Below are 21,056 nucleotides of genomic sequence, written 5' to 3'. Positions count from 1 at the left end.
CGTCTGTGGTGGTGCGGAGCAGTGCGTCTCGCCCTCCTCCTCGCGGCAACCACTCCTGGCGGCGCGGGTGCCCAGGGCGAACCGGTGCAAACGCCTCGCCGGGGATCTTCCCCAGGAGTCACGGGCAGGGCGGCAGACCGCGCGGCGCCCTGTCCGCCGTACGGCCCTACGACCGACGACGTCTGCTGGGGCGCCGCCGCCAACCCGGCCGGCGGGGACAACCGCCACGTGGCCCGCATGGCCGCGCTGCTCGCCGGCCTGCCCGAGACCGTGCCCGGCGCCACGGTCAACCGGCTGTGCGCCTTTGGCCTCGAAGCCGTCACCACCAACCCGGCCCGGCGCCGCCCCCACCGGCCACCGCCCTGATGCCACCCACACCAAGCCCGCCCCGACGTCGCCACTGCAACACTGGTCACCTGGCGAGACGCTCCTTACGCGACCTGGTTGCTTGCACATAGCATCGGTCTCCGCATGAACACCATGACCCTCTGGCACATCACCGGCTGGGAGTTCGCCGCCCTCGCCTTCGCCGCCCTGCTCGTCGGCTTCTCCAAGACCGCCGTGAGCGGGGCCAACACGGTCAGCCTCGCGATCTTCGCCGCCGTGCTGCCCGCCCGCGCCTCCACCGGCGTGCTGCTGCCGGTCCTGATCGCGGGGGACCTGCTCGCCGTGCTCACCTACCGGCGGCACGCGCACTGGCCCACGCTGTGGCGACTGTTCCCGGCGGTCGCGGTCGGCGTGGTCGCCGGCACGCTGTTCCTGGTGTGGGCGGACGATGAGATCGTACGGACGTCGATCGGGGCGATCCTGCTGCTGATGGCAGGGGTCACGGTCTGGCGCCGCCGCAGGGCCGACACCGAGGAGGAACCCGACTCGGTCGCCACCCGATCGGGCCGCGTGAAGGCCCGCTCGTACGGTGTCCTCGGCGGCTTCACCACCATGGTCGCCAACGCGGGTGGCCCGGTGATGTCGATGTACCTGCTGTCCGCCGGCTTTCGCAAGCTCGGCTTCCTCGGCACCTCCGCCTTCTTCTTCCTGATCGTCAACGTGTCCAAGGTGCCCTTCAGCGTGGGGCTCGGCCTGATCGACGGCCGCTCACTGCTCCTTGACGCGGCGCTCGTGGCGTTCGTCGTGCCCGGCGCGTTCATCGGCAAATGGGCTGTGAACCGGATCAACCAGCGCTTGTTCGAGCAACTGGTGATCGGGGCGACGATCCTGGGCGGCCTACAGCTCCTGCTGCGCTAGTCCCAGCAGGGCGGGCAGCTCCGCGAAGGACTCGATGACGTGATCCGGCGTGCCGCTCGCCGCCTCGTGGGTCTGAGGCAGGTACTTGCCGGTCTTCACCAGCACCCCGGTGACACCTGCGCGCTGCGCCGCCAGTACGTCGGACTCGATGTCGTCGCCCACCATCACCGCGTCCTGCGCGCCGACGCCGAGGTGCGCCAGCGCCGCCGCGAAGAAGGCCGCCGACGGCTTGCCCGTCACCTCGGCCTCGACCCGCGCGGCCTGCTCCAGGCCGACCAGGAAGGCACCGGAGTCGAGCCGCAGCCCGGCGTCGGTGCGCCAGTACAGATTGCGGTGCATCGCCACCAGCCGCGCACCGCGCTGCACCTGGCCGAAGGCCCGGTCGAGCGCCGCGTAGTCGAACTCGGGACCGGCCCCGCCCACCACCACGACATCCGGGACACTGTCGGTGTCGTCCGCGTCGAGGACGGTGACACCCTCCAGATCCAGGTCCTCCCGGATGTCACCGCTGTTCAGCAGGGCGCACCGCGCGCCGGGCCAGTGCTCGGCGAGATAAGCGGCCGTGACGGCCGGCGCGGTCAGGATGTCCTCGGCGGTCACCGGGAACCCCGCGTCCGCCAGGGTCGCGGCGATCGACGCCCGCGTCCGGGACGTCGTGTTGGTGACCAGGGCCACCACGAGACCGGCCTCCCGGATCTCCCGCAGGGCCTCGACCGCCCCCGGCAGCGGCTGCCACGACACGGTGAGAACCCCGTCGATGTCGATCAGGACGGCACGCACGGATTCCATGTCCGGTTCCATGTCCGGACGATAGCCACCCGGGCCCGGGAAGTCGGCTCGTACCCGGCGTGCTGTCCTCCGTCCGGGCCTCGTAGGCTCGGCGCCATGCCTTCGCACGTCCTCATCCTCGGAGGTACCGCCGAGGCCCGGGAGCTGGCCGCCGTGCTCGCGGCTCGCCGCGGTCTTCGTGTCACCACCTCGCTCGCCGGACGCGTGGCGCGGCCCGGGGTGATCGCGGGGGACGTACGGATCGGGGGCTTCGGCGGGGCGGAGGGTCTCGCCGACTGGCTGCGCGAGCAGCGCGTGGACGCGCTCGTCGACGCCACGCATCCCTTCGCCGCCGGGATCACCGCGAACGCGGCGGCGGCCGCGGCGGCGACCGGCGTTCCGGCGGTGGTGCTGCACCGCCCGGCCTGGCAGGCCGGCCCCGACGATCGCTGGCACACGGTCGCGTCGCTGGACACGGCCGCGGACCTGCTGCCGAGCCTCGGCCGACGGGTGTTCCTGACCACCGGACGCCTGGGCCTCGCCGCCTTCGCCCACCTGACGGACCTGCACTTCGTCGTACGGTCCGTGGAACTGCCCGACCCGCCGATGCCGCCGCACACCGAAGTCCTGCTGGCGCGCGGCCCGTTCACCGTGGCCGACGAGTCCGCGCTGCTGTACGACCACTGCATCGACGTACTGGTGACCAAGGACAGCGGCGGAGAGGCGACGTCGGCCAAGCTGACGGCCGCGCGCCACCTCGCGCTGCCCGTCGTGATCGTGGCCCGCCCGCCACTGCCTCACGGCGTGACGACGGTCCCCGACGTGGCGGCGGCTCTGGCCTGGCTCGGCCTCAAGACGACAGGGCCTAGCCCGCCGTGACGACGGAGGCGCGGAGGCGGTCGACGGCGCGCAGTACCTCGTCGCGGTTCTTGGCGTTCTTGATCCAGGTGGGCAGGCGGGCGACGTAGGTCATCTTCTGACCCGTGTCGTACCAGGGCGCGCGTTCGCGCAGGGAGGCGCCGACGAACCGCCCGAGCAGATCCAGCTGTTCGAGGTTGTACGCCCAGAGTCCGCCGTGCCGGGTCTCGAACTGCAGCCAGAGCGGCAGGCGGAAGTACGGATCGCGGGCCGGCGAGTGGCGGCCGCCGGAGAACTCGATCGACCGGCCCTGCCAGGTCCGGGACAGCCCGCAGGCGCGGCAGACGAGACGGCGGGGCGCGAACAGCCGCGTGGGCAGCGCTTCTTCGGTCGTCCTGTAGGCCTCGACGTGCGCGATCCGCGTACAGCGTGGGCAGGTCACCAGTACCGAGCCGATGAAGTCGTATGTGGTGCTGCGCGGATCACGGAAGCGGGTCGGTTCCGGAGACATGCCGCGAGTATGGCCATCGCGCCGACCGCCCGCACCTGGTTATCAGCGGGCCGTGCTCGACGCCAACTCCGCCGGCTGATGCTGTGTCACTCCATGGGTGAGGTCCTCCACCAGCAGCCGTTTCGCGATGGTGTCCACCGCGGCACGCAGATCCGTCCCCGAGGGGCGCCCGATGTCCTGCTGTACCCGGTCCGCCAGCCAGCTGCCCCAGGCCTGGCTGATGACCCGGGCCTCCCGGGCCCCCGCCTCGGTGTGGGACAGGAGGGAGCCGTCGCGGGTCAGATAGCCCTCGTCGACCATGCGGTCGAAGACCGGCAGCAGCACCTCCGGCGGCACGTGGCGGCGGGCGGCGATCATGCCGAGGCCGGCGTGGCCCACCATGCGCGTGAAGAGCTCGACCTGCATGACCGCCCAGGCACCGGCGATGTCGAGCCGGGTGTCCGCCTCCGTCATGAGCCGGCGGGCGGTGTCCAGGTCCGTACTGCCGATGATCTTCCCGACGGTCGCCTCCAGCACGCGCTGCGAGTCCGCGCCGGACGGCTGGGCGAACCCCTCGCCCATGTCGGTCGAGCCGGCCCGCGCACTGTCCCGCAGCTCGACCTGCTTGAGGAACAGGGCGACCACGAAGCCGATGGCCGCGACCGGCACCGTCCACAGGAAGACGGTCTGGATGGTGTCGGCGTAGGCTCCGATGATCGGGGCGGCGACCTCGGAGGGGAGCTCGTGCAGGCCCTCGGGGCTGGTGGCGGCCCTGGTCACGGTGGCAGCGTCCACGGACCCCACCTCGACGGCGGACGCGATCCCGTCCCTGAGGTTGGGCGTGAGGGAGTTGGTGTAGATCGTGCCGAAGACGGCCGTGCCGAAGGAACTGCCCAGCGTACGGAAGAAGGTGACACCGGAGGTGGCCGTGCCGAGGTCGGTGTAGTCGACGGTGTTCTGCACGGCGATCGTCAGCACCTGCATGCACAGCCCGATGCCGGTGCCGAGCACGAACATGTACAGGGACTCCAGCCAGGCACCGGTGGACGGGTCCATGAGCGACATCAGATACAGCCCGACCCCCATCACCAGGGAGCCGACGATCGGGAAGAACCGGTACTGCCCGGTCTTGCTGACCACGTTGCCGCTGAAGACCGACGCGATGAGCAGACCGAGCACCATCGGCAGCGTGCGCACACCGGAGACCGTGGCCGAGTCGCCGTCGACGTACTGCAGGTAGGTCGGCAGGTACGTCAGCGCGCCGAGCATCGCGAAGCCGACGATGAAGCTGAGGATCGAGCAGACCGTGAACACCGGATTGCCGAACAGCCGCATCGGCAGCATCGGTTCGGTCGCCCGCGTCTCCACCCAGCAGAACAGCCCGAGCGCGACCGTACCGCCCACGAACAGCCCGATGATGACGCCGGAACCCCACGCGTACTCGTTGCCGCCCCAACTGGTCGCCAGGATCAGCGCGCTGGCGCCGACCGCGACGAACGCGATGCCCAGGTAGTCGATGACCGGCCGGATCGCCGACTTCACCACCGGGATGGTGCGGGCGGCCGCGATGACCACGACGATCGCGATGGGGACGTTGACGTAGAACGCCCAGCGCCAGGTCAGATGGTCCGTGAACAGGCCGCCCAACAGCGGCCCGATGACCGTGGCCACCCCGAACACCGCGCCGATCGCGCCCTGGTACTTGCCGCGCTCCCGCAGCGGGATCACATCGGCGATCAGCGCCATCGACGTCACCATCAGCCCGCCGGCGCCGATGCCCTGCATCGCCCGCCAGAGGATCAGCAGCGTCATGTTGGAGGCCAGACCGCACAGGAACGAGCCCGTGATGAAGACGATCGCGGAGACCTGGAAGACCACCTTGCGGCCGAACATGTCGCCGAACTTGCCGACCAGGACGGTCGCCACGGTCTCCGCGAGGAGGTACGACGTGACGACCCACGACATGTGCTCCGCGCCGCCCAGGTCCGACACGATCGTCGGCAACGCCGTGCCCACGATGGTCTGGTCGAGCGCCGCGAGCAGCATGCCCAGCATGATCGTCACGAAGACGACGTTGCGGCGGCGCTTGTCCAGCACGGGGGGTTGGGCGGCGGCGGGCAGTGCGGTTTCCTCCACGACTGTCACGAGGTCACCTTCACACCGGTGGATTGCTCCCGCATGCGGGGACGGTCCGCACGAGTGCCCGGACCACCCGTGCCTCACTCCTGCCGATTCCGGCGCAGCAGATACGTGTCCATGATCCAGCCCTTGCGCTCGCGGGCCTCCGCACGCAGCCGCTCGATCCGGGGCGCCGCCTCCGCGATCGGGCCGGCGGCGAGGATCTCGTCCGGCGTGCCTATGTAGGCGCCCCAGTAGATGTCGATGTCCTGGTCCGCGTACTGCCGGAACGTCTGGTGGGCGTCGAGCATCACGACCACGTCGTCCACGCCCTCGGGGAAGCCCTCGGCGAGCCGCCGGCCGGTGGTGATCTGCACGGGGCGGGCGACCCGGTTCAGGCCGGTGCGGTGCCGGGCGACGAGCGCGGAGACACTGCTGATGCCCGGCACGACGTCGTACTCGAACGCCTCCGCGCCCCGCTCGAGGATCTCGTCCAGGATTCCGATCGTGCTGTCGTACAGCGCGGGATCCCCCCACACCAGGAACGCGCCGCTCTCGTCCTCGCCCAGTTCCTCGGCGATCAGCCGGGCGTAGATCTCCGCGCGGGCACTGCGCCAGTCACCGACCGCGGGGGAGTACGCGGCCCCGCCGGCCGCCCGGTCGCGCTCCGGGTCGCGCGCCTCGACGACGCGGTACGTGCCCTCCGGTACGTGCGCGTCGAGCATGTCCCGGCGCAGCTGCACGAGGTCGGACTTCACCTCGCCCTTGTCCAGGACGAAGAACACGTCCGTGCTCCGCAACGCCCTGACCGCCTGCAGGGTCAGCTGGTCGGGGTCGCCCGCGCCGATACCGATGACATGAATCTTTCGCACGCCCCGAGTCTGCCGCACGGCACTGACACCGCGGACACCGCGTCCACGCCGGCCCGGCTGCTACGAGCCCGTGTCCCCTCGCAGCCGCGGCGCCCGCGCCCGCGCGTCGACGGTCCGCTCGTCCCGCTCCACGTCGTGGGCCAGCCGCCGCGCCCAGCCCACGATCCCCGGCAGGTCCATTCCGTACGGCCGCTCCCGCCCCGCCGCCGACGCCCACTCCTCCACGGCCCCGGCGCCGCGCCGCAGCAGCCGGGCGCCGCCCGTGACATTGCCCCGGGCCGCATGGGTGAGCCCCACGGCGAGCTGCGCCAGCCCGCGCCACAGCCCGCGCTCCTCTTCGGGCCCCGACTTCCAGGCGTCCTCGAACACCTCGTGCGCGTGGAACGGCTTCCCCGCGTCCAACAGCTCCTGGGCCTCGGCGACGCTCTCGTCCGGCGTGCGGACGACGCCCTCGGGCTGCCGCTCCACACCGTCCGAGCCGTACGGCAGCGGCTGCCCGAGCCCGTCCCGGGGCCGCGCGTTGCGCGCCCGCCCCTCGTCGTCCCGGTCCCGTGCGTCGGCCTGTCGTCCTGAGGATGCACTGCCCATACGCCGATTGTCCCGCGCACCGCCCCCCACCTCGCCCCGCCCCGCCTTCGGCGAGGCCTCCGACGTGGGGTAAAGTGCTCTTCGCGCGATCCCGTGGGTCACTGCGGCAGGCGCGCACCGGGACGTGGCGCAGCTTGGTAGCGCACTTGACTGGGGGTCAAGGGGTCGCAGGTTCAAATCCTGTCGTCCCGACGGTGTTGACCAGCGGGTCTGCCGACAGCGGCAGACCCGCTGGTTGCTTTTGTGCGGTAGGTGACGGCGCCGTCATCCACCACCGTCCAGGTCGGCGCGTCGGCGGAGCACCCGCAGCTCGTCGCCGAGGAGCTGCATCTCGTACAGCTTTCCCCGCGCGTTGTCGAAGGGGCGGTGCAGGACCATCATCAGGCGGCCGTCGAAGGTTTCGAACAGCATGCCGTGACCGCTGTCGTCGCGGACCAACGGCCTCTGCTGCTGCCACGGTCCCGTGAGATCGCCGGACTTGGAGACGGCGTAGGTCTGCACATAGCCGCCGCTCACGGTGCCGTCCTGGCCGGCCGTGTTCTTCTCGTACGTCGACCACAGCATGAGCAGGGAGCCGTCAGGGGTGCGGTACAGCTGCGGGCCGTCGGTGATGTAGGGCGGGAGCTGGTGCGGTACGCCGCCGGGTATCTGTTCGCTGATCCAGGACGCGTCCGAGGCCTTGAACAGGAAGATCGGCTCCCCGATCGACCGGGACAGGTCCGGGGCGAGCCGGATCGCCTCCATGGTTCCGTCGATGGTCTGCAGCCACTCGTGCGCGTACACCATCCAGGGCTGCCCGGACGGGTCGACGTAGAGCGTGCCGTCGAGGGTCATGAGGCGCTCGGGCGGGGTGGGGCGCGAGGGGTCGACGGCGGTGAAGGGACCCAGCAGCGAGTCCGAGACGGCCGTGATCGTGCCGCGCATGTGGCTCGGGGTCCGGAACGGCGCGCCCCACTGGTTCGGCGGTGGTACCGGAAGCGGCTTGTCCTGGTCGTGCAGCGTGGTGAACAAGTAGTACCTGTCGCCCCACGCGTGCACCTCCGGCGCCCATCCGCCGTCGGTCGCCCAGATCCCCTGCTGCTCGGCGGCCAGGAACACCACGACGGGGCGCGTCCAGTCGCGCAGGTCGCGGCTGCGGTAGACCATCGTGCCGGTGCCGTCCACGCCCGACACGGAAGGGTCGTTGGACGTGTAGAGGTGGTAGGCGCGGGTCTTCTTGTCGGCGACGATGTACGGATCGTGCAGCGGCATGTCGGGAAGTCGCATCAGGTCGGTCTCAGCCACGGCCGAAGAATACGTCGATGTGGTGGCGGCGGAAGCGTCGCGTCTTGCGAGGGTGGAGCCTGGCATGCGGGTGGTGACCTGGAACGTCTGGGGCCGTTTCGGGCCCTGGCGCGAACGAGAGCCACGGATCCTGGCGACCTTGGACGAGCTGCGAGCGGACATCGTCTGCCTGCAGGAGGCCTGGAGCACGCACGGCACGACCCAGGCCGACGAGCTGGCCGCGCGGCTCGGTCTGCATGCGGTCTTCGGCTGAAGCCGGATGCCGAGACCGGAGCCGGGGCCGGGGCCCGAGACCGGAGCCGGAGCCGGGTCCCGAGCCGGGGCCCGGTCCGGGGCCGCAGCCGGCCGCCGACGCCCCCGTTCTCGGTCTGGCGGTCCTCGGCCGGTGGCCCGTTCTGGAGTACCGGCTGCACCGGCTGCCCGACGGCCCGGACGGCCCCTTGCACGACCGCGCCCCCTCGATGGCTCTCGTCGTCACCTTCGAGCATCCGGCGGGTCCCCTGCACATCGCGACGGCCTGCCCGGACTGGCAGGCGGACCGTGGTGGCGCCCGGCTCGCCCAGAACCGCGGGCTGACGGCGCTGCTCACCGACCCCGCTCTCGACGGCCCGCTGCCGGTCGTCCTCGCCGCCGATCTCAACGCGCGCCCCGACACACCGGAGCTCCGGCCGCTGGCCCGGGCCTTCGTCGACGCCTGGGATGCGGTCCGTCCAGGACAGCCCGGTTTCACCTTCACCACCGGCAACGGCTTCGTCGGGTCCCACGAGTGGCTCGCCGACGGACGGATCGACCACATCCTCGCCCGCCCGGGCACACCCGGCCGTGCGGTCAGCGTTCAGGCGGCTGCCCTGGCCGGCACCGCCGATCCGGCGCCGTCGGACCACTACGCCGTGGTGGCCGATCTGGGCTGGTGCCGATCTGGGCTGGTGAAGCCGCGGGAGGGCCGGTCGCATCGATCGGGAAAAAAAGAGTTCTGGTGTTCGGGAATGATTCCGGTGGTGGCCCCGTTGTACGAGGCGGTCGCAGTTTTACTTGTGTGTTTGTGTCAGTCGCATGCTCGCAGAGAACGATGTTGCGGGCGCGAAGCTTACCTTCAGGTTGCTGGAGGAGCCGCGTCGTTAACCGGCCGGGGTCTCGCACGGTGCGAGTCCCTCACCCAGCCCCTGTAAGGGAGCAGCAATGACTCAGGGAACCGTCAAGTGGTTCAACGCCGAGAAGGGCTTCGGCTTCATCGCCCAGGCCGAGGGCGGGCCGGACGTCTTCGTGCACTACTCGGAGATCGACAGCTCCGGCTTCCGTAGCCTCGAGGAGAACCAGCAGGTGGAGTTCGAGATCGTGCAGGGCCCCAAGGGCCCGCAGGCCTCGCGCGTCCGCCCGCTGTAATCACGCGTCTTTCGGCAGGCCCGACCTGCCGCAGTTGATCGCATGAGGAGGGCCGGCACCGACAGGTGCCGGCCCTCTTTTGTGCGCCGGTTCGGTAGTGGAGAGTGCGCCCCCCGGGAGGCTGGCTTCTGGTTGACTCTGATCGATTCTGATCAATCCAGAGATCAATTCAGTGATCAACCCAGAGATCAATCCAGAGGGGGATGGGCATGGAGCCCACACGAAGACTGTTCATGGGCGGAGCCGCGGCGGGGGTCGTCGCCGTTGCCTCGGGGGCGGGGAGCGCGACGGCGGCGGAGGCGGCCGAACCCGGACCGAACGACCTCGGCTGGCATGATGTGCGCGCCTACGGGGCCACGGGCGACGGCACCACCGATGACACGGCCGCCATCCAGGCGGCCCTGGACGCCTGCGAGCCGGGCAACACCGTGTATCTGCCCGCGGGCCAGTACCGTACGAGCGAACCGATACGGATACCGCCGTCCGTCACCTTGCAGGGCACCCACGGCTCCGGCGAGAACGAATGGGACGTGAAGGACCCCGAGTTCGGGCTGAAGCCGCTGCCGGGGTTCACCGGGGTGGCCGTGGTGCTGATCCTCGACCAGCTGAGGGGCGGCTATCCGCGCCGGGCGCTGGAGCCGAGGATCTTTCAACTGACCATCGACGGCAGCGCGTTGCCCCGCGACGGGGCGGAGGTCGACGGCATCCGGGCCGTCGGTCAGATCCAGCACTTCCAGCTGCGGGACGTCCAGGTGCGCAAGGTCACCGGCGTCGGCATCAACAACACCTTCAACACGGACGTCCCCAAGGGGCCGCAGGCGCCGTTCTGCCTTCACTTCGAACGCGTCTCCGTCCAGTGGTCGGGAAGCTTCGGCATCGCACTCAACAACTGCACCGACTCCGTCCTCCATGACGTGTACGTCCTCGGAGGCGACGGACCCGGCTGGTGGATCGCCGGCTCGGGCAACTCCAACTTCGTCAGCTGCCGGGCCGAATGGACGGCCAAGGAGGGCTTCCTGCTGCAGGGCTGGACGGGAGTCATCCAGTTCACCGGCTGCTCCACCGACCGCAACGGGTACGACGGCATCAAGGTGGAGAACAAGGACGCCCGGGGCATCCTCCAGCTCAGCGGTTGCCGTCTGACCCGCGACGGCCGCAACGGCGGTGCCGGCGGCGGGGGTTACGCCGGCCTTAAGGTGGTCGGCACCACGGCCAAGGTGCTGGCCGACGGGCTCCTCGTCACCGCCGGGAACGACGACGACGGCGCACTGCAGGCCTCCCCGGCGCGCGGGGTGTCCGTGACCAACTCGGCCTACACCGTGGTCAGTTCGGGTTTCCTGGACGGCGTCGAGATCGACTGGCACGACGGCGGCGGCAACACGCGCCTGGTGAAGGGCGCCACGGTCTGACGCACCTCGGGCAGCTGTCGCAGCCGGCGCAGCTGCCGTGAGATCTGCGGCGATGCCGTCCCGCGCGGCGCCGGTTCCGGGAGGTCCGCCTCCCGGAACCGGCGTGACCGGAACCGGCGCAGGTCCCGCCGTCCCGCCCCTGGAGCCTCAGCGGCCGGGATCCACCCACGTGAGCCCGTCCTCCGAGGCCACGAGACCACCGGGGCGTTGCGGGGTCTCGTCCTCCAAGGGGCCGCCGAAGACGCCCCGTTCCTGCAGAACCGCGCCCTCCTGGAACACCTGGCGGATCGTGGCGGCCTCGAAGAGCGGATTGCGCAGGCCGGCGGAGTCCGGGAGCCGGGCCACGGCCTCGTCGAGTTCCGAGGAGGCGGCCGCGAGCCGGGCGCCCGCCTGCCCGGACTGCCCGGACTGCCCGGACTGCACGGACTGCCCGGGCCCGCCGAGGGACGCGTCGCCGGAGGCCAGACCGCCCACCAGCTCGACGAATGCCTCCAGTTCGGATGTGTCGACGTGGGTGACCTTGCGCGCCTTCCAGAAGTACGACCGCTCGTCCTGGTGCATGTCGTAGAAGGAGACCAGAAACTCGTGGAACAGGCCGTACTCGTGCCGGTAGCGGGCCTCGAACTCGTCGAAGAGGCGGCTCTCGTCCGGCGCCCCGGCGAGGCCGCTGTTGACGGATCGGGCCGCGAGCAGGGCGCCGTACGTGGCGAGGTGCACTCCGGACGACAGGACCGGGTCGACGAAGCAGGCCGCGTCGCCGACCAGCACCATGCCGGGCCGCCACAGCCGGGTCTTCCAGTACGACCAGTCCTTGCGGACGCGCACCTGGTCGTAGGGCGCCTCGGTGGCCTGCGGGACGCCGGGGAGCAGGTCGCGGACCTCGGGACACGAGTCGATCAGCCGGCGCCAGGCCGTCACCGGGTCCCGCTGGATCGCGGCGGCGCTCTCCCGGCTCACCACCGCTCCGACGCTCGTGAGGTCGTCCCGGAGCGGGATGTACCAGAGCCAGCCCTCGTCGAAGGCGGCGCAGAAGATGTTGCCGTCGTTCGGTTCCGGGAGCCGCGCGCCTCCGGCGAAGTAACCGAACACCGCGATGTTCCGGAAGAAGTCGGAGTACGTCCGGCTGCCGCCGACCTCGCCGTGGATCCGGCTGCCGTTGCCGGAGGCGTCCACGACGTACCGGGCCCGGGCCTCGCGGATCTCCCCGGAAGGGCCGGTCCAGTTGACGCCCCGGACGCGTTCCTCGTCGGCGAGCACGCCCTTGACGCGGCAGCCCTCCCGTACGTCGACGCCGACCCGGCGGGCGTTGTCCAGGAGGATCTTGTCGAACCGGGACCGTTCGACCTGGTAGGCGAAGGAGGTCGGGTCGGCCAGCCGGGGAGACAGCGCGAAGGAGAACTGCCACGGCTCCGGGTTCCGGCCCCAGCGGAAGGTTCCGCCGCGCTTCGTCTTGAAGCCCGCCCGCGCGACCTCCTCCTCGACGCCCAGGATCCGGCACACCCCGTGCACGGTGGACGGGAGCAGTGACTCGCCGATCTGGTAGCGGGGGAACGTCTGCTGCTCCAGCAGCAGGACACGGTGGCCCCGCAGGGCGACGGCCGTGGCGGCGGTCGACCCGGCCGGGCCGCCGCCCACGACGACGACGTCGAACTCCTCGACCGCCGTCCGCTCATCGGTGGGGTTCACTGTTCTCCTTCTGCGGTCGGCGTCGGCGTCGGCGTCGGCGGAGCGTCCGTGCGGTCGAGCGAGTCGATCCAGGTGCGGACGGCCGCCGCCGTGGTCGGGGTGTGGTCCTGCATGAACGAGAAGTGGTCGCCGGGAACGTCGACGTGGGCGTGCGGCAGCGGCCAGGACGTCCGCCACTCGTCGGGGTCCGCGCTCGCCACCATCTCGGGCGTCGGCTGCGTGGCCCGTACCAGCAGGGTCGGGGTGCCGACCGGTTCCGGATCCCAGTCGAGGAACATGCGGGTGTACGCGCCCAGCGCCGCCACCCCGGTGTCCTCGTCGCCGGTGAACTGGTTGCCGCCCAGGCGCGGCGCGATGACGGCCGGCAGGGACAGCAGCCAGTCCTTGTCGCTGTTGCCGTCGTTGATCAGGTACGTGTCGAGCAGCACCTGACCGACGGGAGCCCTCCCCATGGCTTCGAGCCGCCGGGTCACCGTGTGGGCGACGGCGCCCCCGGTGCACATGCCCACGACCGCGAAGGGCCGGTCGCCGACGTGCCGCAGCACCGTCTCCGCGTGGGTCCTGGCGAGCGTGTCCCGGTCGGCCGGCACGGCAGGACCCGCCCCGATGCCCGGGTGCGGGAGTTCGAGGATGTCCCGCTCTCCCTGGAAGTGAGCGTGGAACCGGGCGAATTCACCACCCGGGGCCGCGAAGGGCGGGTGGTACCCGGTGAAGAAGACCAGCACCGGACGCTCCCCGGAGCCCTCGGCGCGCCGCAGCGGAGGCAGGGCGTGCTTCCGGCTGTCGGCCCGGTCGAAGGTCGGCACCGCCCAGGACGCCGTGACCAGCATGTGCATCGCGGCGACCACCTGACCGGCCTCGCAGACCCGCCGGTAGAGCGAGGAGAGGGTCTGCGGGGGTCGGTCGTCCGCCGATGCGCGGTCCGGGTCCGGGTTCTGGTCCGGGTCCGGGTCCGGGTTCTGGTCCTGGTCGTGGTCCGGTGCGGCCTCGGGCAGGTCGTCGAGCAGACCCAGTACGTGGCGGGCCAGTCCCTGGGCCGTCGGGTGCTCGAACACCACGGCGGCGGACAGCCTGAGCCGCAGGGCCATGCTCAGCCGGTTGCGGACCTGGACCGCCATCAGCGAATCGAAGCCCAGCTCGGCGAAGGACTTGCCGACCGGAAGCGCGTCCGCGCTCGGGTATCCGAGCACCGCCGCCACGTCGGCGCTCATCAACTCCGCGAGCCTCTCCTCCCGTTGGGCGGCGGGCAGCGCGGACAGCACCATGCGCCAGGCTCCCGGCTCCCAGGTCTGTTCCGTACCGGGCGCGGAACTGGTACCGGCATCCCCAGTACCGGCGTCCCCGGTGCCGGCGGCAGGCCTGCGCGGGCGCAGCAGTCCGTGCAGGAGCGGCGGCAGGGGCCCTCGGGCGGACCGGAGGGCGTCCCGGTCCAGCAAAATCGGCGCCAGCACGGGCTCACCCGCGCCGAGCGCCGCGTCGAACAGGGCCAGGCCCTGCCGCACGGAGACCGCCCGGAGCACGTCACCGGTACTTCGGCTCGGGGAGCCCGCACCGGCCATGCCGCCCCCGTGCTCCCACGGCCCCCACGCCAAGGACACGGCGGGCAGGCCGAGTTGGGCGCGGTGGCGGGCCAGGGCGTCCAGGAAGGAGTTCGCCGCCGCGTAGTTGCCCTGACCGGCGCGACCGAGCAGGCCGGACACGGAGGAGAACAGGACGAACGCCGACAGATCCAGATCCCGGGTCAGCTCGTGCAGATGCCAGGCCGCGTCCGCCTTGGGCCGGAGCACCGCGGCCATCCGCTCGGGAGTCAGCGCCGCCAGCACGCCGTCGTCCAGTACCCCGGCGGCATGGACCACGGCGGTCAGCGCGGGCGCACAGCCCTTGATCACCTCGGCCAGCGCGGCGCGATCACCCGCGTCACAGGCCACGATCCGCACCTCGGCGCCCAACTCCTCCAAGCTGCGGCGCAGTTCCTCGGCGTTCGGCGCCTGGGGCCCCTGACGCCCGGTGAGCAGCAGGTGCCGTACGCCGTGCGAGGTGACGAGATGGCGGGCGAGTTCCGCGCCCAGCGCCCCGGTACCGCCGGTGATCAGGACCGTGCCGTCCGGGCCGAAGGCGCCGCTAGAGAGGGGCAGTTCACCGAGCCCGACGAGGCGCGGCACCGTCAACTGCCCGCTTCGTAACGAGAGTTGAGTCTCTCCGGTGGCCACCGCCGCCGGAAGCAGTCGCAGTGACTCGGGCCGACCGTCCACGTCGACGAGCACGACGCGCCCCGGCAGCTCCGCCTGTGCGGCACGCACCAGCCCCCACACGGCCGCCCCGGCCGGATCCGGGTCCGGCGCGGTGGCGTCCCGCGTCACCACCACCAGGCGGGAGCCCGCCGTCCGCGGGTCGTCCTGCCAGTCCTGGAGGGTACGGAGCACCCTGCCGGTCAGCAGGCGGACGGCGGCCGGCGGATCGGCATCGGTCACCGGGCCGCCGACAGCCGTGACGACGACGGTGTCCGGCTCGAGAGCCCCGGCAGCCACGGCGTCGGGCAGCAGCTCGCCGAGATCCAGGTCGTCCGGGCCCGCGAGCTCCCAGCGCCGGGTGTCCACCCGCTGCCGCTCACCGCCGGGCGGCTCGACGGTGGTCCACTCGGGGCGCAGCAAAGCGCGTCGTACCACCTCGGCCGCCGGCAGGGCCGTGTCGGCCGGGAGTTCCCGGGTGGTCAGGGAGCCCACCCGCGCCACCGGGCGCCCGGTCGGGTCGGCGAGGGTCACGGAGACCGTGTCCGTCCCGTCCGGGACGACCTGTACGCGTACGTCCGACGCACCGGCCGCGTACAGGCGTACGCCGTTCCACGCGAACGGCACCCGGAGCGCGTCGGACTCGGATGCGGAGCCCGCGAGCAGCGGGGCGTGCAGTGCCGCGTCCAGCAGCGCCGGGTGCAGGCCGAACCGGTCGGCGGACGCCAACTCCGCCTCGGCCAGGCGGACTTCCGCGAACAGTTCGTTGCCGCGCCGCCAGACCGCCCGTACGCCCCGGAAGGCCGGGCCGTAGGCGAGGCCGCCGTCCGTGAGACTGTCGTACGCGCCGTCGAGGTCGACCTCGACGGCGCCCTGTGGCGGCCACACCGCGAGCTCCGGCTCCGGCTGAGGGGTCTGAGTCCCGCCGAGTACCCCGGTGGCGTGCCGGGTCCAGGCGGGTTCGGCGTCGTCCAAGGCGGGCCGGGCGTAGATGTCGACCTGGCGCCGGCCTTCGTCGGCCGCGCCCACGACGACCTGGACGCGTACGCCCGTGGCCGCGGGCAGGATCAGCGGGGCCAGGACGACGAGTTCGTCGAGCGCGCCGCACCCGACCTCGTCGCCCGCCCGTACGGCCATCTCCACGAACGCGGTCGCCGGGACCAGGCCGGTACCGGCGATCACATGGTCGGCGAGCCAGGGGTGGGTCGCGGCGGAGAGCAGACCGGGGAACACCGTCCGGTCGGTGTCCGGCACGGCGAACGCCGGGCCCAGCAGCGGGTGTTCGTCGGGGTTCGCGGCGGGGCCGGGAGTGCGCGGTGCGTCCAGCCAGTACCGCCGGCGCTGGAAGGCGTACGTCGGCAGGTCCACCCGCCGGGCACCGGTGCCCGCGAACACCGCGGGCCAGTCGACGCGCGCCCCGCGCACCTGCAGCCGGGCCACGGCGGACAGCAGCGTCTTGGGCTCGTGCTCGCCGCCACGCGTCGCCGCGGCGCACAGGGGGGCCGGGCCCTCGTCGTCCGACCCCGTCAGACAGTCCTCGGCCGCGGCGGTGAGCGCGGGACCCGGGCCGACCTCCAGGAACGCCGACACCCCATGATCCCCGAGCCACCGCACGGCGTCGCCGAACCGCACCGGCAGGCGGGCGTGCCGTACCCAGTACTCCGGCGAACACAGCTCCCCGGCCTCGGCCAGGCGGCCCGACACGGCCGAGACCACCGGGATCCGCGGCGGCCGGAAGGACAGCTCCTCGGCGACACGGCGGAAGTCGTCGAGCATCGGTTCCACCAGCGGCGAGTGGAAGGCATGGCCGACCCGCAGACGTACGGTCCTTCGACCGCGCGCCTCGAACCCGGCCGCGACGGCGAGCACCGCCTCCCGGACGCCCGAGATCACCACGGAACGCGGCCCGTTGACGGAGGCGATCGCCACCCGGTCGCGCAGGCCGCCGAGCTCCGGCAGTGCGGCTGCGGCGAGGACCTCCTCCTCCGTCGCGTGCAGTGCCACCATCGCCCCGCCCTCGGGCAGGGCGTGCATCAACCGGCCCCGGGCCGCGACGAGTTCCGCCGCGTCGGCCAGGTCCAGCACTCCGGCGACATGGGCCGCCGCCAGTTCCCCCACGGAGTGGCCGGCCAGGAAGTCGGCGCGCACGTCCCAGGACTCCAGCAGCCGGAACAGCGCCACCTCGAAGGCGAACAGACCGGCCTGGGTGAAGTCCGTACGGTCGAGCAGGGCGGCCTCCGGCGAACCGGGCTCGGCGGACAGCACCGTGCCCAGCGGTCGCTCAAGACGCCCGTCCAATTCGCTGCAGACCTCGTCGAAGGCCGAGCCGAAAGCGGGGAACGCGGCGCGCAACTCCGTGCCCATCCGCACCCGTTGAGCACCCTGGCCGGTGAACAGGAAGGCCGTACGAAGACCGGGATCCGCGACGGCCCGCCCCGCGCTCGCGCCGGCGGCGAGCGCCTCCAGCGCGGCGAGCATCCTCGCCCGGTCGCCGGACGGCACCAGAGCCCGGTGGGGGAGCGGCGACCTCGACACGGCGAGGGTGAAGCCGACGTCGGTCGCGGACAGGTCGGGGTGTTTCGCCAAGTGGGCCGCCAGGCGGTCGGCTTGGGCCCGCAGGGCGCTCTCGTCGGCGCCGGAGAGCAGCCAGGGCAGGGGCAGCTCCAGGGGCAGCTCTTCGGCGGTCGATCCCGGGTGGGGTGGCTGTTGAGCTTCGCCTGTGTGGGGCGCGCGTGGAGCCTCGCCTGTACTGGGCGGGCGCGGAATCTCCCCCGTACGGGGTGGCCGCGGGGCCTCGCCTGCGTGGGGCGCCCGTGGAGCCTTGCCCGTGCGGGGCGGCCGTGGGGCCTCGCGCGTGCGGGGTGGCCGTGGAGCCTCCTCCAGGATCACGTGCGCGTTGGTCCCGCCGATGCCGAAGGCCGAGACGCCGGCCCGGCGCGGCCCGGTGTCAGTGGCGGGCCACGGGCGGGCCTCGGTCAGCAGTTCCACCCGGCCCGCCGACCAGTCGACGTGCGGGGTGGGTGTCTGGGCGTGCAGCGTGCGCGGGAGCTCCTCGTGCCGCATGGCCTGCACCATCTTGATGACCCCGGCGACACCGGCGGCCGCCTGAGTGTGCCCGAGGTTGGACTTGACCGAGCCCAGCCACAGCGGAGGCCGGTCCGCGGCCCGTTCCTTGCCGTAGGTGGCGAGCAGGGCCCGCGCCTCGACGGGGTCGCCGAGGGTGGTGCCCGTGCCGTGCGCCTCCACCGCGTCCAGGTCGTCCGGGCGAAGCCCCGCGTCGGCCAACGCCAGGGTGATCAGCCGCTGTTGGGCCTGGCCGTTGGGGGCCGTGAGGCCGTTGGACGCGCCGTCCGAGTTGACGGCGGAGCCGCGCAGCACGGCGAGCACCGGGTGGCCGTTGCGCCGGGCGTCGGACAGCCGCTCCAGCAGGACCAGTCCCGCGCCCTCGCCCCAGGCGGTGCCGTCCGCCGAGGCCGCGAACGACTTGCAGCGGCCGTCGGGGGAGAGGCCGCGTTGGCGGCTGAACGCGGTGAACGGCTTGGGTGTCGCCATCACCGTGACCCCGCCGGCCAGGGCCAGGGAGCACTCCCCGGAGCGCAGGGCCTTCGCCGCCCAGTGCAGTGCCACCAGCGAGGAGGAGCACGCGGTGTCGACCGTGATCGACGGCCCGCGCAGGCCGTACACGTACGAGATCCGGCCCGAGGCCACGCTGCCGGCCGAGCCCAGCGCCAGATGGGCCTCCAGCTCGCTCCGGGTCAGGCGGGCGGAGTAGTCGCCGTGCATCACACCGACGAACACGCCCGTGTCGCTCTCACGCATCGCCGCCGGGGCGATGCCTGCCCGCTCCCAGACCTCCCAGGAGGTTTCCAGCAGCAGCCGCTGCTGCGGGTCCATCGCCAGCGCCTCGCGCGGCGAGATCCCGAACAGGCCCGCGTCGAACTCCGCGGCCCGGTGCAGGAATCCGCCGCTGCGGGTGTACGAGGTGCCGATGCGGTCCGGGTCGGGGTCGTACAGGGAGGCCAGGTCCCAGCCCCGGTCGGTGGGGAAGCCGGAGATCGCGTCCCGGCCCTCCGACACCAGCCGCCAGAGGTCCTCGGGGGAGTGCACGTCACCGGGATAGCGGCAGCCCATGGCGACGATCACCACGGGATCGTCCGTGCGCGCCGCTGCGGCCGAGGGCGCCGGGACGGTGGGCACCGGCGTGAAGAGGGTGCTGTGCACGTGCTCGGCCAGGGCCGCCGGGGTGGGGTGGTCGAAGACCAGCGTCGAGGGAAGCCGCAGGCCGGTCGCCTCGCCGAGCCGTTCGATCAGCGTGACGGCGCCGGCGGAGGTCAGCCCGAGATCGGTGAAGGGGCTGTCGGCGTCGACCTGTTCGTACCTTCCGCTGCCGACCTGTTCGTACGGTCCGCCGCAGACCGCGGCCGTCTCCGCGAGCACCGCCTCGCGCAGCGCGCGTTCCCGGCCCTCGGGTGGCAGGGACAGCAGCCGCCGGCGCAGGGCTCCGTCGGCGGCCGTCGCTGTCGCTGCCGCAGGGGAGAGTGGGGCCGGCCGGGCCAGATCCGGCAGGACCGCGTGGCGGGCGATCTTGCCGGACGCCGTCCGCGGAACGGCCGCGATCTCGCGGATCTCGACGGGCAGCTTGAAGTCGGCCAACCGGGTGCGGCACGCGGCCAGCACCCGCCGCGGCTCGAACCCGTCCGGTCCCGGGACGACGTAGGCCACCGGGACCTCGCCGAGGACGTCGTGCGGCATGCCCACCACCACCGCGTCCCGCACACCGGGACAGTCCAGCAGGGCCTGTTCGACCTCCGTCGGGTGGATGTTCTCCCCGCCCCGGATGATCAGCTCGCTGACCCGGCCGGTCAGCGTGAGATGGCCGTGCTCGACGCGTCGGCCGAGGTCACCGGTGCGGTACCAGCCGTCCCGCAGCGCGGCCTCCGTCGCCTCGGCCTGGTTGTGGTACCCGGTCATCAGGCTCGGCCCGCGCGCCCAGATCTCGCCCTCGTCGCCGTCCGCGACATCGTTGCCAGAACCGGGATCGACGAGCCGTACGTCCATGCCCGGGACCGGCGGCCCGCAGGACCCGTCGACCCGCGGCCCGTCCGGCCGGTTCACCGCGATCATGCCGCAGGTCTCGGTGCTGCCGTACGCGTCGAGCAGCGGCGCCCCCAGCAGGTCACCCACGGCCCGCCGCAGGTCCGGCGCGCTCGGGGCGCCCGCCACGACACACGTCCGCAGACTCGGCAGGGGCGAGGCGTCCTCGGCCGCCGACGCCACGAGCTGGTGGTAGACGGCGGGCACACCGGCCAGCACGGTGTAGGAGCCGCCGAGAGCTGCGTGAGGAGTCCGCAGCTCCCGCAACAGGCCGCCGGGCGGCAGGAGTTCGCCGGTGATCCGCGCGCTCGCGCCGACGGCGGTGACCCCCAGGATCGCCAGCGAGTGCCCGAAGCTGTGGAACAGCGGGAGCGGCCACAACAGCCGGTCCTCGGGCGAGAGGCCGAAGATCGGGGCGTAACAGGCCGCCACCGACCACAGGGCCGCGCGCTGCGTGGACAGCACGCCCTTGGGGCGGTGGGTGGTCCCGGAGGTGTAGAGCATCCAGGCCGGCTCGTCGAGCCCGAGGTCGTCCCGGGGCGGTAAGGAGTGCTCGGTCTCGGTCTCGGCCGCGTCCGCGAAGAGGACCGTGCCTTCGGGAGCGTCCTCCGGGATTGGTCCCGTGCCGGTGAGCAGGACGCGCGTACGGCGATGACCGGGGGTCACGCGGTCCAGTCGGGCGAGGTGCGCCGGGTCGGTGACGACCACCGAAGCATCGCTGTCCGCCAGGAAATGGCCGAGCTCGGCGTCGGAGGACCGGGGATTGAGCGGCACGCCGACCGCCCCGGCCCGGACGGTGGCGAGCACGCTCTCCACCATCTCCACGCAGTTGCCCAGACAGATCGCGACCCGGTCCCCGCGCCGCACTCCCGCCCGGGCGAGATGGGCGGCCAGCCGGCCGGTGCGCCGCTCCAGCTCGGCATAGGTGACACCGCGTACGTCGTCGACGTACGCCACCCGTAACGGCCACTTCTCGGCGTGGTCCTTCAGCAGCTCCGGCAGCGGCCGGATCAGCTCGTCGCGCGTCATGTAC

Annotated in this window: 14 protein-coding genes, 1 tRNA gene and 1 pseudogene; 8 read left to right on the top strand and 8 right to left on the bottom strand. The window is 72.3% G+C overall.

What is annotated here, in order from left to right; genetic code table 11:
• Nucleotides 1–171: 171 nt before the first annotated feature.
• Both OG252_RS52305 and OG252_RS09715 read left to right on the top strand, forming a co-directional pair.
• Nucleotides 172–327: pseudogene (locus tag OG252_RS52305) on the top strand (3-oxoadipyl-CoA thiolase); the annotation flags it as partial.
• Between the two features lie 144 nt (nt 328–471).
• A complete protein-coding gene (locus tag OG252_RS09715) occupies nt 472–1,245 on the top strand; it encodes a sulfite exporter TauE/SafE family protein (protein ID WP_307680290.1) in 774 nt (257 codons plus the stop codon).
• On the opposite strand, the gene OG252_RS09710 is transcribed toward OG252_RS09715, so the two are convergent.
• Nucleotides 1,225–2,034: an HAD-IIA family hydrolase gene (locus tag OG252_RS09710; protein WP_329345112.1), complete on the bottom strand. Its 810-nt coding sequence runs from the start codon at nt 2,032–2,034 to the stop codon at nt 1,225–1,227. The two genes, OG252_RS09715 and OG252_RS09710, sit on opposite strands and share 21 nt — an antisense overlap.
• Nucleotides 2,035–2,130: 96 nt before the next feature.
• On the opposite strand from OG252_RS09710, the gene OG252_RS09705 reads away from it, so the two are divergent.
• On the top strand, nt 2,131–2,892 hold the full coding sequence (locus OG252_RS09705; RefSeq protein WP_329335258.1) for a cobalt-precorrin-6A reductase: 762 nt from the start codon (nt 2,131–2,133) through the stop codon (nt 2,890–2,892).
• Here OG252_RS09705 and OG252_RS09700 read toward each other — a convergent pair.
• The 4 genes from OG252_RS09700 to OG252_RS09685 all read right to left on the bottom strand — a co-directional run bounded on the left by OG252_RS09700 (nt 2,879) and on the right by OG252_RS09685 (nt 6,939).
• Nucleotides 2,879–3,382: a hypothetical protein gene (locus tag OG252_RS09700; RefSeq protein WP_329335257.1), complete on the bottom strand. Its 504-nt coding sequence runs from the start codon at nt 3,380–3,382 to the stop codon at nt 2,879–2,881. The genes OG252_RS09705 and OG252_RS09700 overlap by 14 nt on opposite strands.
• A 42-nt stretch (nt 3,383–3,424) precedes the next feature.
• On the bottom strand, nt 3,425–5,506 hold the full coding sequence (locus OG252_RS09695; protein WP_329335255.1) for an MDR family MFS transporter: 2,082 nt from the start codon (nt 5,504–5,506) through the stop codon (nt 3,425–3,427).
• 74 nt (nt 5,507–5,580) lie between these two features.
• Nucleotides 5,581–6,351: a precorrin-6A synthase (deacetylating) gene (gene cobF, locus OG252_RS09690; protein WP_329335253.1), complete on the bottom strand. Its 771-nt coding sequence runs from the start codon at nt 6,349–6,351 to the stop codon at nt 5,581–5,583.
• A gap of 60 nt (nt 6,352–6,411) precedes the next feature.
• The gene (locus OG252_RS09685; protein ID WP_329335251.1) at nt 6,412–6,939 is read right to left on the bottom strand and encodes a DUF309 domain-containing protein; all 528 of its coding nucleotides are present in this window, start codon (nt 6,937–6,939) and stop codon (nt 6,412–6,414) included.
• Nucleotides 6,940–7,057: 118 nt separating this feature from the next.
• Here OG252_RS09685 and OG252_RS09680 point away from each other — a divergent pair.
• Nucleotides 7,058–7,131: transfer RNA gene (locus OG252_RS09680), tRNA-Pro, on the top strand.
• 72 nt (nt 7,132–7,203) lie between these two features.
• Here the strand turns inward: OG252_RS09680 and OG252_RS09675 are convergent.
• Nucleotides 7,204–8,205, bottom strand: coding sequence for a glycoside hydrolase family 43 protein (locus tag OG252_RS09675; RefSeq protein WP_329345111.1), 1,002 nt, complete (start codon nt 8,203–8,205; stop codon nt 7,204–7,206).
• A gap of 82 nt (nt 8,206–8,287) precedes the next feature.
• Here OG252_RS09675 and OG252_RS09670 point away from each other — a divergent pair, with 82 nt between their 5' ends.
• From OG252_RS09670 to OG252_RS09655, 4 genes are all read left to right on the top strand, one after another.
• Nucleotides 8,288–8,476: an endonuclease/exonuclease/phosphatase family protein gene (locus OG252_RS09670; RefSeq protein WP_329335250.1), complete on the top strand. Its 189-nt coding sequence runs from the start codon at nt 8,288–8,290 to the stop codon at nt 8,474–8,476.
• Nucleotides 8,460–9,392, top strand: coding sequence for an endonuclease/exonuclease/phosphatase family protein (locus OG252_RS09665; protein ID WP_329335248.1), 933 nt, complete (start codon nt 8,460–8,462; stop codon nt 9,390–9,392). The genes OG252_RS09670 and OG252_RS09665 overlap by 17 nt, the downstream gene beginning before the upstream one ends.
• Nucleotides 9,393–9,402: 10 nt before the next feature.
• A complete protein-coding gene (locus OG252_RS09660) occupies nt 9,403–9,606 on the top strand; it encodes a cold-shock protein (RefSeq protein WP_266450516.1) in 204 nt (67 codons plus the stop codon).
• A gap of 209 nt (nt 9,607–9,815) precedes the next feature.
• A complete protein-coding gene (locus OG252_RS09655) occupies nt 9,816–11,015 on the top strand; it encodes a right-handed parallel beta-helix repeat-containing protein (RefSeq protein ID WP_266450517.1) in 1,200 nt (399 codons plus the stop codon).
• Nucleotides 11,016–11,162: 147 nt separating this feature from the next.
• Here the strand turns inward: OG252_RS09655 and OG252_RS09650 are convergent, their stop codons facing one another.
• Nucleotides 11,163–12,701, bottom strand: a complete 1,539-nt coding sequence (locus tag OG252_RS09650) for a tryptophan 7-halogenase (protein WP_266450518.1) — start codon at nt 12,699–12,701, stop codon at nt 11,163–11,165.
• Nucleotides 12,698–21,052, bottom strand: coding sequence for a type I polyketide synthase (locus tag OG252_RS09645; RefSeq protein WP_329335244.1), 8,355 nt, complete (start codon nt 21,050–21,052; stop codon nt 12,698–12,700). The genes OG252_RS09650 and OG252_RS09645 overlap by 4 nt, the downstream gene beginning before the upstream one ends.
• Between the last annotated feature and the right edge of the window lie 4 nt (nt 21,053–21,056).

The organism is Streptomyces sp. NBC_01352 (assembly GCF_036237295.1).
In the GTDB taxonomy this organism is placed as follows: domain Bacteria; phylum Actinomycetota; class Actinomycetes; order Streptomycetales; family Streptomycetaceae; genus Streptomyces; species Streptomyces plumbiresistens.
This window is presented reverse-complemented; position numbering and strand designations above follow the sequence as displayed.